Raw genomic sequence first — 17,666 nt, forward strand, 5'->3', positions numbered from 1 at the left:
CTAGAAAATGACGATTTGTCTTTTTTCTTTTTCTATCTTTAACATACACGAAAAAAAAGATAATACATACAATCAGAAAAGAGGAATCATTCTATTTTAAATTATTTCCTTTATGTGCTGGTGATATAGACGTTTCTCCAAAAAGGTTATAGCTTTTTATAAAGTGATGAAGGGCTAAGAGGGTGGATATTTTTTTCTATCATTTGACACAGTCAACGCTGGAAGATATTTTGCCAACACTTGTGGAGCGTGCGCTTGTTCGTTTTGGTAAGATAACAATACAATGTGTGAGTAAAGAACGACGCGATGCTATAGATAAACGTTTATGGGTTTATGCTGATGAAGCGTTTATTGGGCATGGGACTGAGTGTGATCAATATCCAAATTTTCAGCCTGTATTTCTGACTACGGGCCATGAAAATCCGAATGATTCAAAGATACGTTTTCTCATAGAGGGAGCGATCTGCTCGGATATTGATCCTTATCAACGACTTGTCGTAATATTTGATGGTCAAAGCGATGAGCAACTGAATCTTGTTCGTGTCCAGTGGAAAAAATATAAAATGGAAAATCATCATTTAACTTATTGGCAGCAGACTGAAGATCGCTGTTGGAAAAAACAGGTTTGATGCGTGTAACGTCTTTTATTTTGATTTTTATAGGACTGATGGGAATAATGAATCCAGAGATTTTTGTTGCGAAAGAATCAAGAGGAGGACGTTGGGTTTTCGTTGTGATTTTTCTTTTGGGGGCAATAAAGATGTGGTCAACAATTGCTAATTACTGTCTTTCTTGCAAAATATTCAAACGGAATGATGATGATTGTTGATCGGTTTTTGCTTATTTTATGGGCTGTGATGTTATCTTTTCTTTGCGTTTCATGGTTGGGGACAACGCATGTCCTGTCACAAATGTTTCCTATTTCTTATATTGGCAATATCGCGGACATACTGTTTTTGTTTCTCAGTGCACTGTTTGCTGGAATATTGTGGTGGAATGTACCACAACCAATGTCTTTGAAAATGAAACTAGTGGCATTTCTGCCACCAGCACTTGTTTTGTTCTTTTTCATTGTGTTCTAGTTGGATATTTCATCATCCGTAAATCCAACGAAACAAATTAATGAAATAAAAGAGGCAAGAAGTAGATAATATCCGATATAAGAAGTATCAAAATGCTGTACCAGATACTCTGAAATATAAGGTGCAAGAGATGCACCTACGATACCGGATAAATTGAAAGTTATAGATGAACCTGTGTATCGAATTGCTGTTGGGTATGGTGAGGCCAAAACAGCACCAAGTGGACTATATACAACTCCCATGATCGATAAGCCAATGATGGACATCGCAAGGATTCCTCCAACTCCAGATTCTAAGAAATAAGGAATTGCAAAAGAATAGATACCAGTAATTATTGAGATCCAAATCATCAAAGTTCTACGTCTAATACGATCGGCAAGTTTTCCGGTTATTATGGTAAAAATCCCACAGAAAATGGCACCGATGACTTCTACTTGGAGAGCTTGTTGAAATGACAATTGCAAATGATTTGTTGAATAGCTTAACAAATATGCGGTGACCAAATAAAATAAAACAAATGTTGCCATGCCTGCAAATGTCCCAAGAAATAAGATTCGTGGGCATTTTAAAAAGACATCTATTATAGGAACTTTAACACGCTCTTTACGCTCAAGCGTTTTTTTGAATGCAACTGTTTCGTTAATTGAAAGACGAACCCATAATCCCACAAGCATGAGAACAACTGAAGCAATAAAAGGAATGCGCCATCCCCATGCTAAAAGCTCATCATTATCAAGGAAGTGCAATAGGCCTAAATAAACGACAATAGACGAGAACAAACCGATTGGAACGCCTAATTGAGGAAACATCGCATACCAACCACGCTTTTCTGGAGGAGCATTTTCTGTTGCTAGCAGAACGGCTCCCCCCCATTCGCCTCCTAATCCCATTCCTTGTCCAATACGGCACAGGGTTAAAAAGAACGGCGCCCACCACCCAGCTGTTTCATAAGTAGGAAGGAAACCAATAATGACTGTCGATAACCCCATCGTAAGAAGAGCGGCGATAAGTGTTGCTTTTCGTCCAATTTTATCTCCAAAATGTCCAAAAACAATTGATCCAAAGGGGCGAGCAAAAAAAGCCGCTCCGAAGATCAGGAAAGATTGTAAAATAGCAAGCTGATCATTTTGCGTTGGAAAAAACACATGAGGGAATATGAGAGCTGCAGCAGTTGCAAAGACATAAAAATCAAAAAATTCAATTGTTGGGCCAATAAGGCTTGCAAATAAAATTCGACGAGGAGAATTTCCTTTGCTTACAGTTTGTATTTCTGAGTTTATAGACATGAATAGAATGTCCTTTCAGTATATGACAAATCGAATTATGAAACTACAAATCTTATAATTATAAAAATTTAAGATTAGTGTCGAGTCGATATTATTATGATTCCAGTATATTAGAATAATGAAATAACTGCGGATGATTGCACTATAAATGCATCTAAATCAAATAAAATAAAGGCATTATTTTAAATGCCATAGAAAATAGAAGTATATTTTTACAAATGATGTAATTTCATTCTCGTATTGTTATCTTCTTTAAACACGACACTGTTTCAATTTATTTAGAGATCAATTTGATTTTTTAGATCAGAATTTAGTATCTCAAAAATATTCAAGAGGCCTTTTTATGGATGCAATTAGAACACTTTTTAATTGTATCATGAAGAAATTCTTATCCTTTGGTTGTGTATAAATTTTAAAACACACACTGAAGTGTTCGATGAAGCAGAGCTTAGTACACTGAATGATTTGGCATCTTGAAAAATATGAAATTGAGCAGGTACATCGTGTTGTTTTTGTTATGCACTTTTTCCAAATAATGCGGAGTTTTTTATTTGAAATCGTGGAGTGTGGACAATGCGACGCAAACTAAAGCTAAGTTGGGCATTAATAGCGGGTGGTGTTCTTGTAAAGATTGCAAATACAGAGGGAGTAGCTGCGCCGAGAGAAAGTCCATTAATGCCAATATGTGTCAGTAAAAAGCTAGGAGAAATGGGTAAAGGTTTTATAATTAAGGACGGTGAAGTTGAGGTTGTCGGGAAAAAAGAAGTTTCAAAAGGTACTTTTATTGGTGAATATGGGTTGCAAAGTGTTGAGTCTGGAGGACAAACAGAGGAGGTTAAAGTCTATGGGGGTGAACAAATTGTTTTAGGAGAGGGAAGTTACGCTTATAATTCTGAAATCTATGGTCTAGGTGAAACATCAGGACAACAGAATGTGTATGATGATGGGGCAGCTCTCTTGACAGATGTTATGAGTGGAGGAGAGCAAAATATTGGCACATGGTTTGGAGAAGTAGGGGGATTGGCAATAGATACTATAGTTTGTGCAGCTGGGGTGCAGAATGTTCTTGCGAAAGGTAAGGCAAATACTGTTACTTTGGAAGATGGAGCTCTTCAAAGAGTCTATGCCGATGGGCATGTGGAAACTCTGACAATTAATAGCGGAGCCATTTCATTGGTATATGCTGGGGCGACATTGAAAGGGGAAGTAAAGGTCAATGGTTCTGGACAGCTTTATCTTTATGCTGGAGATAATGGGCAGCAAACGAAAGCAGAAGAGATTATTTTAAATGGAAAAGAGTCAAAATTATACTCTGTTGCTACTAAACTTGATGGCTCAAGCTCTATAATTCAAAAGTTAAGTGGAGAGGGGCGGGTTATTTTCACTTTTAATTCTAATGATTCTAAGGAGTCTAACTCATACTATTCTCTGCTTTATGTTTCTGAGCTTTCAGGGAATGTAAATTTCAATTTTAGGGTTAACGTTGCAGAAAGATATGGTGATTACCTTTTCATTGAGAAAGGGCAAGGTAGCCATACAGTAAGCATCGTGGATACTGGTACTGAAATTACCAATTCTTCTTTCCGCGCAATTGATTTAATTACTGATAAAAGTGGAAAGGCTCGTTTTTCTTTAACAAACCATTTTGGGGGAAAAACTGATACCGTTGATGGTGGAACTTATATGTATGATCTAAAAGAGAAAGAGGATAAAGGAGGAAAAACTTGGTATTTAGCTGCTGCTGAGAAGGCTTCTACTTCTTTAACCACTTCATCTAATACAGAGTCGCCTATAACTGAATCTCCAAGGAAAGAAGGAGATATGACAGTTTTGCGAGATCCTATAGTCAGCTCTTATGAAAGTGATTTCAGTTTTTATGCAAATGATTTCAGTGTTGGTGAGGATGAATTCATTTTGCAAAGTTTCTTACTCAGGGATGGTAATGTAATTCATATTTCTGATGATGGAGGGGGTGATCTTTACAAAGAGTCCATTAACACCATGGTTGAGGGCTCTGGAAGGCTTTATGTTGAGGCGGGTGGTCTCAGTAAGAATACCACAATTGGGAATGGTGGTTCTGAGGTTGTTAGAGAACAAGGCACTTCAGAATTTGCTATTGTTTATAAAGGTGGAAAACAAAGTGTAGAGGGAGGAGGAACAGCAATGGAGACACAACTCTATGGCGGTCAGCAGGTTGTTTTCGGAGAAGGCTATGCGAGCGATGGGGTTGTGAGCAGTACTGCTTATAGCACCATAATTTATGGTCAAGGTAAGACACTGGGGCAACAGAGTGTGTATGATGATGGGGTAGTTTCAGACACAAAAGTTATGAGAGGAGGGGTACAAAATCTTGCTAAATGGTTCCCAGACGATGAGAATTTTGCACAAAAGAGCGGTGGTTTAGCGATAAATACTGAGGTTTTTGCGGGTGGTATGCAGCGTGTTTTAGCAGGAGGTGAGGCGGATACTGTTACTTTGTACGCTGGTGCTGTTCAAGTAGTTGATGCTGGTGGATACGTGAAAAATTTGACGATTAATAGCGAAGCTAATTCGTGGATCTTTTCTGGTGCAATATTAAGGGAAGAAATAACAGTTAAGGATTTTGGACAGCTCCATCTTTATGCTGGAGATGATAAACTTCGAACTACAGTAGAAGACATCAACTTAAGTGGAGAAGAGTCTAAATTATACTCTATTGCTGGCATTTTTGACGGTGGAAGCTCTTACATTCAAAATTTAGATGGTGCAGGTGAGGTTATTTTTACGTCTTCTGATTCTAGTTTATATTACTCTCAACTTCATATTGACAATCTTTCGGGCAGTATGCATTTCAAGTTTCATGTCAGCCTTGCAGAAGGAGAAGGTGATTACCTCTTTATTCAGAATGGTAGCGGTAATCACACGATAAGCGTTGTAGATTCTGGTATTGAAATTGCCGATCCTTCTTCAACAGATCTTGATTTAATTGTTGATAAAAGTGGAGGAACGCACTTTACTCTACAAAAGTTTTCTGGTGCAAAAATTGGTACTGTTGATGGTGGAACCTATGTGTACGGTTTGAAACAAAAAAGCGGTGAGGCTGGAAGTGAAAAAATTTGGTATTTATCTGCAATATATATTGATAATTTGCCGCGTAGGAGTAGATCGCGCCGACATTTAGACCAAAATCAACGAGTTTCTGTTCTTTCCACTGTTTCATCTCGGAGAAATCAAGCTATTAAATTATCACGTCCGGTTGGTAATCATAATTCTTCTGATGAGCAACAGCCTGTTGTTGCTGCGGGTGCTCAAACTTTAGCTGATCAAATGACTGTGCGCCCGAGTGATCAAGAGCAACCTCCTTTGCAATCGCGTAAGGAAATGTCAGTTTCTGACTTTTTAACCACTCCCTCTACAGATGCGGTGTTGTCGATGTCTGTGGCACCGGGACTTATTTTTCACAAGGAGTTGCAAACTGTACGTGCTGGCAGAGGAATTCTAGACAGAAGTAAGAAAAATGCGGCTTTCTGGACATATGCAATCAAGAGTAGAGAGAGTGTTGCTACAGAACATATAGATTTTAAGCTTGAGCAGACGGGTATAGTTCTAGGCATCAGTGGCTTAAGCGAATTAATGAGTGGCGAGTTTTATATTGGTGGTTTTGGAAGTTATGATCAAGCGCGTGTAGCGCATGCACGAGGTGGTATCAGCGGCATAAACACTTATGGTATTGGAGCTTATGCGACTTATTTTGATCATAGTGGATTGTATCTGGATGGTGTTTTGAAATACAATCATTACCAGAATGATTTGAAGGCAGTTTCAACGAATGGTGTAGACATTGAAGGAAATTATAAGCAATGGGTGGTAGGCACATCATTTGAAGCGGGGTATCGTTTTGAAATAACACAGAGCGGTTGGATGCAGCCTTATGCACAGTTCACGTGGTTGCAAGCTGAAGGTAAAGAGATAAAGCTTTCCAATGAAATGATAGGTGATATAAGCCCCTTTACCTCATTGCGGAGTGAAGTGGGATTATCTTTAGGATATGAATTTGGCTCAGGCATAGATACTTCATCAATGGTTTACATTACGGCAGCGTGGTTACGCGAGAATAGAGATAATAATCACACGACGATTAATCAACAGCATGAATTTACCACGGACTTATCAGGGAATGCGGGTAAATTAGGGGTTGGTTTAAGCAGTTTAGTGCGTGAGAAATTAAAGCTTTATGCGGAAGCACATTATGTCAAAGGGCAAAAGGTGAAGCAGTCCCTTCAAGGTATTTTAGGCGTATGCTACCGCTTTTAACAGTGTATTTGTTCTCTGAGCAGCTTTAAATGGATGATTTTTTACAAGCGAGATATTTGATGCTCAGAGTACAATTTTTGAGAAAAGACATTTTTGAGAAAATACAAAGGCACTTTATTATAACAAGACGTATGCTTCATACGAGAGGATCGTATTTTATTCTTTTTCTTTGATAAAAAATTTTTGACGCGTGTTAAAAAAAGCAATGTAAGAACTGCTTTTTACTCTCAATCAGACGAAGATTTTAGGGAGATACAAAGGGCATTTTTTCAATGTTAATAAAGTGTTAAAGATAATTCTTAAAAGTTTAGGTTGAAAATAATTTTTGCAGAGCTAATTACCTTTGATGTCTACTCAGGCATGAAGGGGAGGGTATAGTTATGCAATATAAGTGGAAACAACGTTATTGGGCACTCATGGTTAGCAGCTGTTTTATTCAAGCAGCTATTGCGGGTGAGAGTAGGGGACAACCTTTTTATCAGCCTTCAGATTATGGTATAAATGAGAAAATACTCCATAGTCAGCATAATGGAGGCATGAGAATAGAAGAATACACAAAGGTTCAAGCATCTAAAGGTGATGCCATTATAGAAGCAGATGGCGGATCTGGCTTTTTTGAAATGCTTAATGGTATTACTACGGATAAGAGTAGTAAAGTACTAGCCAGAAAAATACAGGGTTCTGTTGGCAAGGATGATGTCACTACCGGACAAAATATGCAAGAAAAAAATATTGCTGTACATACAAATCCTGAACTCATTTTTATTAAAGATGGAGCATTTTTGGAAAATTTTGTACTCGATAATAATGGTAAAGCTCATTTTTCAAATGATGGTAAGATAGACAAGCCGGGATTATCCATAAATAACACGGTGAGGAATGGTGCAGAGATCTATGTATATGCAGGAGGTCTTAGTGAGAATAGCACAATTGAACATGGTGGGAGTGAAAGTGTCGAGGCTTCAAAAGGAAAACAAGGTTTTTCCAAAAATGCTGTCATTAAAGAAGGAGGACGGCAAAATGTTGGGAATGGAGGAAAAGTCGAAGGGACAAAAATCTATGGTGGTGAGCAGCTTATTTGGGGGGAAGGTGATGTCGGAGGACAGATTAAAGCGAGTAGTGCTTCGGGGACAGTAATTTATGGTCAAGGCGAAACACTGGGGCAACAAAAGATATACGATGGGGGAAGTGCTTGGAACACGAAAGTTATGCAAGGAGGCGTGCAGGAGATTGCAAAAAAGTCTCAAAGTGCAAAAAATGGTGGTTCTGCGTTTGATACACAAATTTTTGGCGGTGCTAAACAGCGTGTTTTAGAAGGAGGTAAAGCTATTGGGGTCACTTTAAACGAGACCGCTATTCAGGAAATATATACCGATGGATATGTGAAAAATCTTACGATGAATGATGAAGCAAAATCGTTTGCGCATGCTGGTTCAACGTTAGAAGGCAAGACTCTGGTGAATCATTCTGGACAGCTTCATCTTTATGCTGGAAATGATCAACACCATACCACAGTAGAAGACGTTATTTTAAATGGACAAGATACAAAATTGTACGCCATTACCGAAGAGTTTGACGGAAAAAGCTCTCTTATTCAGAAATTAAGTGGTAAGGGTAGCGTTATTTTTGCCTTTAGTGGCTCTGATCCTTATTACTCTCAGCTTCATGTTAATAATCTTTCAGGTAGTTTACATTTCAAATTCAATACCACTCTTGCACAGAACCGTGGTGATTATCTCTTTGTTGAAAATGGAACAGGTAATCACACAATAAGCGTTGCTGATTCTGGAGTTGAAATTACCGATCCTTCTTCAAATAAGCGTGATTTAATTATGGACCAAAGCGGTGGAGCACAGTTTACTCTGACAGATCTCTCGGGTGAAAAAATCAACGCTATTGATGGTGGAACCTATATGTATGATTTGAAACAGAGAAAGGAGGAAAATGGAAAAACTTGGTTTTTGTCTGCAGATCGCATCAGTGGGCCAGAATCCCCACTTCCTAATCCAACAGATCCATTGGCTCCTGGTGGGGCGTCGACCACTCCTTCAGTTGATGCAATACTCTCTACAGCAGTAGCTTCTGGCCTTATTTTTAACAATGAACTGGAAATTGTGCGTACTGGGAGAGGAATTCTAGACCAAAACAGAAAAAATACAGATCTCTGGGCGTACGCGATTAAAAGTAGAGAACGCGTTGCTACAGGTCATACACATTTTAAGCTTGAGCAGACAGGTATAATATTGGGCGCTGATCAATTGAACGAACTAATGCATGGGGATTTGTATGTTGGCGCTTTTGGTAGTTATGATCAAGCGCGGGTTATTCATGCACGAGGCGGTGATAGCGGCATAAGCAGTTATAGCATTGGAACTTACGCGACTTACTTTGATAACCGTGGATGGTATATGGACGGTGTTTTGAAATATAATTATTATCGGGATAATCTGAAAGCGGTTTCAACGAACGGTTTAGCTATTCAAAGCGATTATAATCAGTGGGCGATAGGTGGATCATTTGAGGTTGGCTGTCGTTTTGAGCCAGCACAAAGCACTTGGATGCAGCCTTATATCAAACTAACAGGGATGCAAGCTGAAGGTAAAAAAATCAAGCTTTCCAATGGAATGACAGGTGATATAAGTCCATTAACTTCGTTCCGTAGTGAAGTTGGATTAACAGCAGGGCATGAATTTATTGTTGGTGCCGATACTCCATTGACGGCTTATATTACAGCAGCTTGGTTGCGTGAGAATATAAATAATAATCATACGACAATTAATAACCGGTATCAATTTATCACCGACTTGTCAGGAAATGCGGGTAAATTAGGAATTGGCTTAAACAGTTTTGTCAATGACAAATTAAAACTTTATGTGGAAGCGCATTATCTGAAAGGGAATAAGATTAAGCAGTCACTTCAAGGTATTTTAGGGTTACGTTACAGTTTCTAAATATGCGTTTTACATGCTGATTAATCTTAGAAGTCTTATTATCTTCGTGAGCTAAACATTCAATGTCTATACCCTCTTGGGAGCATATAGACATTGAGGATAACCTTACGCTCTATTAAAGGCGATATTGTTTTTTCATTTATTATTGCAAGTCTTGCAATTTATGCCTTGTACGCAAAACATAATTTGAATTTTTCGAAGTTATACAGCTTCAGACTAGGATCTTCTTTTCAATTTATTAGGCGCGCAATTTTTAGTTGCAATATAAAAATATTACGCTAAAAAATTGCATTTAGACATAAATAAAACACATTACGATACAATCTACAATAGTCCACCTGCGAAATGCGGGATATTTGTCTAAATGATTGAGAGTGGAGTGTGAATGATGCAGTATAAATTCAAATTGAGTTTTTCAGTATTAATGATCAGCAGTTGTCTCGTGCAAATTGCCAGTGCAGTTGAAAGTAAGAGTGCGGCGCTAACAAGTATGATGAGTGTGAATGAGGGGGGACAGGTTGGAAAAGGCTCTGCGCTGATTACTAATTCTCTGGTTCCGAGTAATAATATTACAATCGGTGATGGCGGTGTAGAGATTGTTGAAAATGGTAAGACTTCCATAGGCGCTACTATTAAAGAAGGCGGGATGCAAATAGTTACGCGTAGTGGAACTGCAATGAATACTAATATTCCTGGGGGTAAGCAGTTTGTGTTTGAAGAGAAGATACTTAAGCTTGAAAATTTGGAGAAGGGGAGCAGTGCTTATCATGCCACAGTTTCTGGTGGAGCGGGAGGGACAGTAGGGCAGCAAAATATATATGATGGTGCAACGGCTTGGTATACAAAAGTAGGACAAGGTGGAGAACAAAATCTTTATACGGGGAGGAGAGGAGAGGGAGGGATTGCAGAAAGTACCATAGCTTCTGGAAATGGTAGGCAGCACGTTTTAGCGGAAGGGGTAGCCAATAACACTACCTTAAAGGATGGAAGTATTCAAGTAGTATATCCTTTGGGAATTGTGGATGGTCTAACGATTAACGACAACGCCAACTCGTGGATTTTTGTTGGTGCAGAGATATCAGGGGAGGTAAAGGTCAATAATCAGGGGCATCTTTATTTACTTGCCGGTGATAGAACAAATCATACTACAAAAACAAAGATTTCTGTGGAGGGAAGGGCTGATGAAACGCTATTTAATGTTGGTGAGCGGAATAATAATGTAAAACCACAGATAGAAATGGAGAAGTTAGGTGGAGAGGGAGGAACTGTTGTTTTTACTTCTGCTAGGTATGATCCACGCCATATTTCACTTCATGTTGGTGAGCTTTCAGGGGATTTACATTTTAAGTTCAATATTAGTACTACGGGTGGTGGTAGTGATTACTTAGTGATTGATGATGGTTCAGGTAATCACACAATAAGCGTTGCTGATTCTGGTGCTGAAATTACAGGGCTTCTTTCACAAAAAAATGGTCTCACCACAGCGCTTAATTTGGTTACTGATAAAAGCGGAGGAGCTAATTTTACTTTGGTAAATCACTCCGGTGAGGCAATTGAAGCTTTCGATGGTGGAACCTTTGTATATAATTTGCAGAGGAGAGAGAGAAATGCCGATTCTAGTGGTGATTCCACAACTTGGTATTTGGGTAGGGAAACTGGCACGTCAAGTCCTTCGGGGGGGAGCTCCCCGCGCATGAATAGGAAATCGAAAGTTACTATTCCTTCACCTTCTTCATCTACTGATGCAAATACATCTTCTCAACGAAGGACTTCTTCTTCTCGTTCGCGTTCTCGTTCGCAAAGTTCTACTTTTCAGATACCTAATGATCAGGGAAATAGCAATGAGAAACCCAAAGACAGACTGCCTCGGCATTTGAAAGAGGTTCAGCAGCCTCCTGTTTCATCTCCGAGAAATCAAGCTATTAAATTATCACGTCCAGTTGGTAATCATAATTCTTCTGATGAGCAACAGCAGCCTGTTGTTGCTGCGGGTGCTCAAACTTTAGCTGATCAAATGACTGTGCGCCCAAGTGATCAAGAGCAACCTCCTTTGCAATCGCGTAAGGAAATGTCAGTTTCTGACTTTTTAACCACTCCCTCTACAGATGCGGTGTTGTCGATGTCTGTGGCACCGGGACTTATTTTTCATAATGAGTTGCAAACTGTACGTGCTGGCAGAGGAATTCTAGACAGAAGTAAGAAAAATGCGGCTTTCTGGACATATGCAATCAAGAGTAGAGAGAGTGTTGCTACAGAACATATAGATTTTAAGCTTGAGCAGACGGGTATAGTTCTAGGCATCAGTGGCTTAAGCGAATTAATGAGTGGCGAGTTTTATATTGGTGGTTTTGGAAGTTATGATCAAGCGCGTGTAGCGCATGCACGAGGTGGTATCAGCGGCATAAACACTTATGGTATTGGAGCTTATGCGACTTATTTTGATCATAGTGGATTGTATCTGGATGGTGTTTTGAAATACAATCATTACCAGAATGATTTGAAGGCAGTTTCAACGAATGGTGTAGACATTGAAGGAAATTATAAGCAATGGGTGGTAGGCACATCATTTGAAGCGGGGTATCGTTTTGAAATAACACAGAGCGGTTGGATGCAGCCTTATGCACAGTTCACGTGGTTGCAAGCTGAAGGTAAAGAGATAAAGCTTTCCAATGAAATGACAGGTGATATAAGCCCCTTTACCTCATTACGGAGTGAAGTGGGATTATCTTTAGGATATGAATTTGGTTCAGGCATAGATACTTCATCAATGGTTTACATTACGGCAGCATGGTTGCGTGAGAATAAAGATAACAATCACACGACGATTAATCAACAGCATGAATTTACCACGGACTTATCAGGGAATGCGGGTAAACTAGGGGTTGGTTTAAGCAGTTTAGTGAGTGAGAAATTAAAGCTTTATGCGGAAGCACATTATGTCAAAGGGCAAAAGGTGAAGCAGTCCCTCCAAGGTATTTTGGGCGTACGCTACAGTTTTTAGCTGTATTTTGTTCTTTGACCGGCCTTAACATGTGATTTTGTGCAAGCAAAATATATAGTATTCGGAGGGGAGTTTTTGAAGGAAGTATATCTTTTCATAAAAGCTATTATACATATCGTGTGTGGTGTTTTTCTTTCTTGAAAGGTAATTTTGAGAAGAAATGTTTAAGGTTATGCAAATTGATTTGATCTTTGCACAGAGGTGGGAGTGCTGTTACGAGGGGATAAGTAATTGGCGCGGGTATTAGCGTTTTTTATTGAACTTTCCTTGAGTGTTCATGATGCATCTTTGAAAATTGTGGCAGTTTTTTCTACAATCACTTGGCAAAAGGTTTCTTGCTCGCTATAGAACGGCCAAAGAATGTTATAAATGTAATAAAGGTGGTCAAATGGCTGTAGAACGTACTTTTTCAATGATTAAACCGGATGCAACACGTCGTAATTTGACAGGTGCGATTACAAAAATGCTTGAAGATGCAGGGTTGCGCGTTGTTGCATCTAAACGTGTGTGGATGAGCCAGCGTGAAGCTGAAAGATTTTATGCTGTTCATAGAGAACGTCCATTTTTTAGCGAATTAGTTGAGTTTATGTCTTCTGGACCAACAGTTGTACAGGTTTTAGAAGGCGAAAATGCAATAGCTAAAAACCGTGAAGTTATGGGTGCTACAAATCCTATGGAAGCACAGGAGGGGACAATTCGTAAAGTCCATGCTTTGTCGATTGGCGAAAATTCTGTCCATGGCTCAGATAGCGCTGAAACCGCAAAAGCAGAAATTGCTTTTTGGTTTTCTGAGATGGAAATTGTTGGTTAATAAAAGCATATATGAAAAGTAGAGAATCTCGAAACAGTATGTTTCGGGATTTTGCTTATGAGAAAGGGTGTGTGTGGGTCCTTATTTTTCATGTGATGACGTGTTTTAAGCCAGCACGAAAATAATCCCATCCTGTCCACAATGTAAGGAGAGCCGCAATCCATAGCATAGTGATGCCAAACTCTGTCGTGTAAGGGATAATTTTGTTGCCAGCTGGTCCTGCTAAGAGAAAGACAATAGCTATCATTTGTACAAAAGTTTTCCATTTTGCAAGACGAGAGACAGGAACACTAACTTTTAATTCAGCCAAATATTCACGTAATCCAGATACGAGAATTTCTCGGCAAAGAATGATAATGGCAGCCCATAGAGTCCACCCAGCAATAGTACTGTCTGCAGCAAGTAAGAGCAGACAGGCAGATACGAGAAGTTTATCTGCAATTGGGTCTAGCATGCGGCCAATATTGGATGTTTGTTCCCAAATACGGGCAAGGTAGCCATCAAGAAAATCAGTGATGGACGCAATAACAAAAATGGAAACGGCGATCCAACGTGTGATATCGCTTGATTGCAAGCGCCCTTCTAAAAAAAAGCATGCCACAACCATTGGCACGGCAACAATGCGTGCATAAGTCAGAATATTAGGAAAAGAAAAAGTATGATTTTTCATAGAACCATTTTCAATTCTCTGTAAGGTATAATATGTTTTATAAACGTAACAAGGCAAATATTACGAAACAAGCCTTATTTTTCGTTAAAATGGTTGTAAATTTTTTGTGCAATTGTGGCAGAAATACCTGTAACTTTTATTAAATCCTCGAGTGAAGCATTAGCTACGGCTTTGGCACTGCCAAAATAGTGAAGCAATGCACGCTTTCTTATTGGACCAATATTCTCGATTTCATCAAGCGGATTTTTAAATACTGTTTTTTTTCGTTTTTCTCTATGCGTTCCAATTGCAAAACGATGCGCTTCATCGCGTAGACGTTGCAAAAAATAAAGGATAGGATCACGTGGAGGAAGTGTGAAGGGTGTTTTGCCTTGTATAAAAAACCGCTCACGTCCCGCGTTACGATCAACACCTTTAGCTATTCCAATGACCGTGATAAGATTGTCTAATCTTAATTCAGATAATATTGTATGCACACTGTTTATTTGTCCCTCACCACCATCAATTAAGATAAGGTCAGGCCAAATGGGAATAGAATCACCGTCTTTATCTTTTGTACTGTTTTTGTCCTTAGGCAGTCCATGTTCCTTGATAAGGCGTGAAAATCTTCGTTTAATGACTTCTTTCATCATGCCAAAATCGTCACCAGGTGTGATATCAGTCGAGTTGATGTTGAATTTTCGATATTGGTTTTTAATAAATCCCGTTTGACCTGCAACAATCATTGCACCTACTGCATTTGTCCCCATAATATGGGAATTGTCATAGACTTCTATACGGTATGGGGTATGAGGAAGTTGAAATATTTCCGCAAGACTCTGAAGTAATTTTGTATGTGTAGCTGTTTCAGCAAGCTTACGTTCGAGAGCTTCATGAGCATTAATATGGGCGTGGTTAACAAGGGTTTTGCGTTCACCTTGCTTGGGTAAAGAAAGAAATATTTTGCGATTTGCTTTTAGACTGAATGCTTTTGTAAGGAGTGCTTTTTCTTCGATTTCTTCAGATAAAAGGATAAGTTTTGGAAGAGGCTTATCATCGTAGAATTGGGCAAGAAAACTTGCTAAAATTTCAGTAAGAGAAAAAGAGGGATCTGCTTTAGGGAAATAGGCTCGGTTTCCCCAATTTTGTCCCATGCGAAAAAAAAACACTTGAATGCAGGTCACGCCTCTTTGTTGCGCAATTGCAAATACATCTGCTTCTTTTATCGTTTGAGGATTAATACCTTGATGACTTTGTATATAAGAGAGGGCCGATAAGCGATCACGATAGGCTGCAGCTTGTTCAAAATCAAGATTTTCTGCGGCTTTATGCATAGCTTGAACCATATCATTTTTAACGGACTGGCTTTTTCCCGAAAGGAAAGCTTTTGCTCCTCTAACCAGCTCTCTATAATCACTATCACTAATTTCATCTGTACAGGGTGCAGAACATCGCTTAATTTGGTAAAGCAGGCAAGGGCGCGTACGGTTTTCAAAAACTGAATCGGTACAGGTGCGTAACAAAAAGGCGCGTTGTAAAACGTTGATTGTTTGTGTAACTGCACCTGTAGAGGCAAAAGGACCAAAATAATGGGCCTTTCGTGTTCGGGCACCACGGTGTTTGTAAAGCCCAGGTGCTCTATGATCATTAGTAATAATGATATAAGGAAAGCTTTTATCATCACGCAGCAGTACATTAAAACGTGGATGCAACCTTTTGATGAGATTAGCTTCTAAAAGGAGTGCTTCTGTTTCTGTATGCGTAACAACAAATTCCATATGATATGTCGCACGAATCATACGAGTAATACGGTTATTATGTCCCTGTTCACGAGTATAGCTTGAAACGCGTTTTTTGAGATTACGTGCTTTGCCAACATAGAGAACATCACTATTTTCATCAAACATCCGATAAACCCCTGGCTTATGCGGAAGATGTTTGACAAACTCTTGTATGAGCTTGGCACCTTTGAATTGATTTTTATCATTTCCTTGATGAGCACTGTCCCATGTAATATTAGAGAGAAAAGGAAGGTTTTCTCGTTTATTTGGAGGACAAGCTATATTATTTTTCAGGATCATTCAGTTTATCCGGAAATGTTTTATGTTTTTCATATGAAAGATTCTTATCCATCAAGTACTATCATTTATATCATTATAGTTATTTTTTCCATTATGCCATGAGATCACTTAAATTTAGAGTTATTATTTTTCATAAAAAAATATGAAAGCAGCCTCTAAAAACAGTTTTACGAGTTCGCCAACTTTACTTTATATGATGATGAGGGTGATAAATCTATACGGCTGATTATGTATGATGCGCATTGGGGCTGATGTGGTCCAAAAGGTTAAAGAAATGAGAGCATCGTATTGCAAGATTTCTGAGCTGATTAATACTTTTGATTCTTAAAAAGAAAATTTTGATTTAAGAGGGATATAAAGTGAAAGAATCTAACATACTGAGTGTTCTTTCTGAATCCATTTATGAGTGATTCGTGCGTTTTTATCTTGTCCAAGGCGATTGATGAGAAAGGGACTAAGTTTTTTCATTTCTTCTTCAAGAATATAGGGAGGATTGATAAGAATCATACCACTTCCATTCATTGTAGGTGGTATTGAGCTTTTTCGAATACGCATTTCGAGTTGTAAAATTTTAGGAATCCCTGTTTGATGAAGGGACTGAAGAAAAATCTCAATTTCTTTGTCATATTTAACAGGATACCATAAAGCATAAATCCCGCCAGGGAAACGGCGATATGCTTTCATCAAGCCCTCAGTAAGGCGGGAAAATTCACCAGGTTTTTCAAAGGGGGGATCAACGAGAATAAATCCACGTTTTTCTTTTGGTGGCAAATGAGCATTTAAGGAAAGCCAACCGTCCAAATGTAGAATTTTTGTTTGATAATCACCGGCAAAATTTCTTGCTAAAACTTCGTAATCTTCACGATGCAATTCAATAGCGGTTAGGCGGTCTTGTTTACGCAATAATTGGCGAATTAGGACAGGAGATCCAGGATAGAATACGATTTCTTTTCTCCCCTCATTGAGTGTGTCAATGATATCGCACCATGGACAAAGGAGTATTTTTAAATCTTCTGGGATAGGAACGGACAGAAGCCGTTGAACACCTTCACGCCACTCTCCTGTTTTATGTGCTTCTAAAGAAGAGAGATCATAAATGCCGATGCCAGCATGCGTATCTATAACGCGAAAAGCCTTTTCCTTGCGTTTGAGATATTCTACGATACGGGTGACAATAATGTGTTTAAAAACATCAGCAAAATTGCCAGCATGATAAATATGCCGATAATTCATGAGAGAACTCTACTATATGTGTCTGCTTACCAAATCTCTTTATTAACATAAAACAACAACTTTTGTATCGGCAAAAGCTTTTACTGTAGCTTTTAAGAAAGCTAGTATGAAGCTATGAACAAGATTCGTGAAAAACGCTAGTGTGATATGGAAAAAGGATTTCTGACAAGCAACATTTAAGTGATATGGTGATTTATGCAGAGCGAAAGTTTCATTTTCATATGCATAATGGCTTCGTCTGTTGTGTATGACATGAAAGATAGCTTTCCAAAATTGACA

11 protein-coding genes are annotated in these 17,666 nt (G+C 38.8%); 7 read left to right on the forward strand and 4 right to left on the reverse strand.

Annotation, left to right across the window (positions count from 1 at the left end; translation table 11 throughout):
• Positions 1-182: 182 nt before the first annotated feature.
• From ABD915_RS00840 to ABD915_RS00850, 3 genes are read left to right on the forward strand one after another with little or no spacing between them, the layout of a single operon-like run.
• The gene (locus tag ABD915_RS00840) at positions 183-629 is read left to right on the forward strand and encodes a DNA polymerase III subunit chi (RefSeq protein ID WP_345113783.1); all 447 of its coding nucleotides are present in this window, start codon (positions 183-185) and stop codon (positions 627-629) included.
• Positions 629-829, forward strand: coding sequence for a hypothetical protein (locus tag ABD915_RS00845; RefSeq protein ID WP_345113786.1), 201 nt, complete (start codon positions 629-631; stop codon positions 827-829). Before ABD915_RS00840 ends, ABD915_RS00845 begins: the two co-directional genes overlap by 1 nt.
• Positions 819-1,082, forward strand: coding sequence for a hypothetical protein (locus tag ABD915_RS00850; protein WP_345113947.1), 264 nt, complete (start codon positions 819-821; stop codon positions 1,080-1,082). The genes ABD915_RS00845 and ABD915_RS00850 overlap by 11 nt, the downstream gene beginning before the upstream one ends.
• On the opposite strand, the gene ABD915_RS00855 is transcribed toward ABD915_RS00850, so the two are convergent.
• On the reverse strand, positions 1,079-2,368 hold the full coding sequence (locus ABD915_RS00855) for an MFS transporter (protein WP_345113789.1): 1,290 nt from the start codon (positions 2,366-2,368) through the stop codon (positions 1,079-1,081). The two genes, ABD915_RS00850 and ABD915_RS00855, sit on opposite strands and share 4 nt — an antisense overlap.
• A gap of 573 nt (positions 2,369-2,941) precedes the next feature.
• On the opposite strand from ABD915_RS00855, the gene bafA (ABD915_RS00860) reads away from it, so the two are divergent.
• The 4 genes from bafA (ABD915_RS00860) to ndk all read left to right on the forward strand — a co-directional run bounded on the left by bafA (ABD915_RS00860) (position 2,942) and on the right by ndk (position 13,424).
• Positions 2,942-6,661, forward strand: a complete 3,720-nt coding sequence (bafA, locus tag ABD915_RS00860) for a BafA family autotransporter (protein ID WP_345113792.1) — start codon at positions 2,942-2,944, stop codon at positions 6,659-6,661.
• Between the two features lie 380 nt (positions 6,662-7,041).
• Entirely contained in the window at positions 7,042-9,612 is a 2,571-nt protein-coding gene (gene bafA / locus ABD915_RS00865) for a BafA family autotransporter (RefSeq protein ID WP_345113795.1), read from the forward strand.
• 388 nt (positions 9,613-10,000) lie between these two features.
• Complete coding sequence (gene bafA / locus ABD915_RS00870; RefSeq protein ID WP_345113950.1) at positions 10,001-12,613, forward strand: BafA family autotransporter; 2,613 nt, start codon at positions 10,001-10,003, stop codon at positions 12,611-12,613.
• Between the two features lie 388 nt (positions 12,614-13,001).
• Positions 13,002-13,424, forward strand: coding sequence for a nucleoside-diphosphate kinase (gene ndk / locus ABD915_RS00875; RefSeq protein WP_345113798.1), 423 nt, complete (start codon positions 13,002-13,004; stop codon positions 13,422-13,424).
• An 88-nt stretch (positions 13,425-13,512) separates the two neighbouring features.
• Here ndk and pgsA read toward each other — a convergent pair whose 3' ends face one another.
• From pgsA to ABD915_RS00890, 3 genes are all read right to left on the reverse strand, one after another.
• Positions 13,513-14,094 carry a CDP-diacylglycerol--glycerol-3-phosphate 3-phosphatidyltransferase gene (gene pgsA / locus ABD915_RS00880; protein WP_345113801.1) on the reverse strand — a complete coding sequence of 194 codons (582 nt, stop codon included), beginning with the start codon at positions 14,092-14,094 and terminating at the stop codon, positions 13,513-13,515.
• Between the two features lie 74 nt (positions 14,095-14,168).
• Complete coding sequence (uvrC, locus tag ABD915_RS00885) at positions 14,169-16,154, reverse strand: excinuclease ABC subunit UvrC (RefSeq protein ID WP_345113803.1); 1,986 nt, start codon at positions 16,152-16,154, stop codon at positions 14,169-14,171.
• 369 nt (positions 16,155-16,523) lie between these two features.
• On the reverse strand, positions 16,524-17,387 hold the full coding sequence (locus tag ABD915_RS00890) for a 23S rRNA (adenine(2030)-N(6))-methyltransferase RlmJ (RefSeq protein ID WP_345113805.1): 864 nt from the start codon (positions 17,385-17,387) through the stop codon (positions 16,524-16,526).
• Between the last annotated feature and the right edge of the window lie 279 nt (positions 17,388-17,666).

The sequence above is a fragment of the Bartonella jaculi genome, assembly GCF_039543045.1.
Lineage (GTDB): Bacteria > Pseudomonadota > Alphaproteobacteria > Rhizobiales > Rhizobiaceae > Bartonella > Bartonella jaculi.